This window comes from Bartonella sp. CL63NXGY, from assembly GCF_042194905.1.
Taxonomy (GTDB): Bacteria; Pseudomonadota; Alphaproteobacteria; order Rhizobiales; family Rhizobiaceae; genus Bartonella.
Genome location: NZ_JBHINK010000138.1, coordinates 1 through 590 on the forward strand (window position 1 = coordinate 1; position 590 = coordinate 590).

Annotated in this window: 1 protein-coding gene; it reads right to left on the reverse strand. The window is 45.6% G+C overall.

What is annotated here, in order from left to right; translation table 11 throughout:
- On the reverse strand, window positions 1-590 hold a 590-nt coding region (locus tag ACFIK0_RS09745), incomplete at both ends, for a hypothetical protein (RefSeq protein ID WP_375663968.1).

Here is a 590-nt window from a genome sequence, read left to right on the forward strand (position 1 = left end):
CCCGTCACGCTAAAGACTAAATCCTGCCCCGATGCCAATTGACCGCTATTTCCAAGCTCCCCCGTTTTGATCACGAAATCTCGTGCTGCTAAAACCGACGTTGTCTCATCAACCATAACGCTTGGGGCAACAAAAAGAATATCTCCAGTTCCACCCTGATCTGTCACGGCTTGTAGCCGCGCATGGTGAATATCAAGGGCATTGGTGCTTTGAAAGTCTAAACCGCCATAAGCCAATTCGCTCTCTGAGACATCAATATGATCTGCAATTAAATACAGCGTTTGCGGCGTGTAAATATGAGAACGATTATTGCTTAAATCGAGAGTGTTTGCTGTCAATCTCACATCCCCCTCAGCAGACAACACATTCTCAACACTGATCTCTCCAGATACCGATGTCAATGTTGCGCTGCCATAGCCCATGACCTGATCATAATAGATGTCGTTGCCTGCAAAAATTTCAATATTACCACCACTGGCAATCTGACCAACCTTCACCCCTTCTTTTGCTGTAATCAAAAGAAAGCCGTTTTTATCTAAAATAAGATCCCCTGAACCGCCCGTAGAAACGACACCTGTCATCAGTGTGCC